This is a genomic window from Rhodopseudomonas sp. BR0G17 (assembly GCF_010907025.1).
GTDB classification, from domain to species: Bacteria; Pseudomonadota; Alphaproteobacteria; order Rhizobiales; family Xanthobacteraceae; genus Rhodopseudomonas; species Rhodopseudomonas palustris_H.
The window spans coordinates 1-427 of the sequence record NZ_QUML01000165.1 but is presented as its reverse complement, the minus strand read 5'-3'; the positions used below and the strand labels follow the sequence as shown (position 1 = coordinate 427).

Here is a 427-nt window from a genome sequence, read left to right as displayed (position 1 = left end):
CTCCCCAAACCAACCATAAAACACCAATAGACAGCAAAAGACCTGGCAGGCGAACTGCGAATTCATTGACGCCGAATAACTGCATAAAAAAAGCAGATAACCAAGTGGATAAAGGTGGTTTAGCCCAAAATGGAACACCATAATCCTGCTGCAAAGTCACCCAGTTCCCTGTTTCCAGCATTTTGCGTGCAATTTCAGCGTAACGGGATTCGGTCGTATCAAACAAAGGAAAAAAATAATTGGCAATCAAGCGACATATCAGCAGAACAACCAACACAAACAAGGTGTAATTAAAGAATTTTTGTTGAATCTCTTTATCTGTTTGAAAACTCAAAATATACCTCTTTTATTTAAACAACTAAATCGGAGTATCATTTAGTGAAGCATTGGAGTGAGCCTGTGGTATCTCGGACATAGCGTCCCCAGG

The 427-nt window shown here is 40.3% G+C and carries 1 protein-coding gene; it reads right to left on the bottom strand.

The genetic code is table 11. The features are described from left to right. Positions 1 to 334 (bottom strand): ArnT family glycosyltransferase (locus tag DY467_RS26630; RefSeq protein ID WP_164639864.1); only part of this gene is annotated, 334 nt, incomplete at its 3' end. Positions 335 to 427 lie beyond the last annotated feature (93 nt).